Below are 1,257 nucleotides of genomic sequence, written 5' to 3' on the forward strand. Positions count from 1 at the left end.
CTTTTGATGTTAGTGCTGCTGGTATGTTTATCGGTATACCTGCTCCATTAAAAGTTTGAACTGGGGGTCGGGGATGGTCTGTGGGTAGTTGTAGTTGAGGTAAGTCAAGGAGCTTTTGCTTCCAATAGTTGAGTTGGCTAGAGAGGGTTTCACCTTGTAAGAAGTTCCTTTGCCACACTGCAAAGTCGGCATATTGTATGGGTAGCTCTGGTAATGGGGATGGTTGGTCTTCCAGTGTAGCAGTGTAAATAGCCGAGAGTTCTTTGGCTAATACTGTCAGTGACCAGCCATCGGAAGCTATGTGATGTAATATGATTTGCAGTATGTGTTCTGTTGTTCCTAGTTGAAACAACTGAGCCCGTATGGGGGGGTCTACTTCCAGATTAAATGAAAGTTCATTTTCTTGTTGGAGTAGTTGTTGGAGTTTACTGGTAGCTTCTGATGGTGTTAACTCACTTAGGTCTTTTTTGGGTAGTTCTAGTTCAAAAGAGGGTTTAATTATTTGTAATGGTGTGCCGTTGATTTCACTGAAGGTGGTTCTCAGGGTTTCATGGCGAGCGATAATTTGGTTCAGACTTTTTTGTAGGGCTACATAGTCCAATTTCCCTACTAGATGTAGGGTTAATGGCATATTGTAGGCATTGCTACTCAAGGCCATTTTTTCAATAAACCATAGCCTTTGTTGTGCATAGGATAAGGGTATTGCCTCTTCCCTAGAAATTGCTTGAATAGAACTAGCCACAGATTCTTGGCTTGTTTGTACTTCTCGAAGAAACTCTAAAATTTCTGTTTTACGCTCCACTAGATCCTGTTTTAGATCTGCTGTCATTACTCCTTTAGGAGAACGATAGCCAAGTTTATCTTTATCTATCCAAAGTTTTACACCTAAATTTTGCAGGTAAGACACAAAATCAACTGTTTTCATAACAATTCCTCCTCATATTCTTCATCTGTTTTAGAAATTTCAGAAATTAATGCAGTCTTGTCTTGGGCAAGCTGACGCAGCACTTCAAGATTTTTAGCTATGCCAGCAATAAATGGTGACTCAAATAAACGCTGTAAAGTCAGTTCCATCTCAAAAGCCTGACGCAAGCGAGAAATCACCTGAGTAGCCAAAAGAGAATTGCCCCCCAACTCAAAGAAATTATCATAGATACCCACCTGGGACACCCCAAGCAGTTCCTGCCAGATTTGAGCAATTTGACGCTCTATCTCATTCCTAGGCTTTACCCTTTCTTGAGTTGAACGACCCAAATT

2 protein-coding genes are annotated in these 1,257 nt (G+C 41.0%); both read right to left on the minus strand.

Annotated features, from left to right (window positions below):
• A partial coding sequence (locus F6K52_RS16325; protein WP_293079380.1) for a condensation domain-containing protein occupies window positions 1–925 on the minus strand: 925 nt, incomplete at its 3' end.
• The coding region (locus tag F6K52_RS16330) for a phosphopantetheine-binding protein (protein ID WP_293079382.1) at window positions 922–1,257 on the minus strand (336 nt) is incomplete at its 5' end. The genes F6K52_RS16330 and F6K52_RS16325, both read right to left, overlap by 4 nt.

Origin of the sequence: Moorena sp. SIO3H5 (assembly GCF_010692395.1) — a bacterium.
Taxonomy (GTDB): Bacteria; Cyanobacteriota; Cyanobacteriia; order Cyanobacteriales; family Coleofasciculaceae; genus Moorena.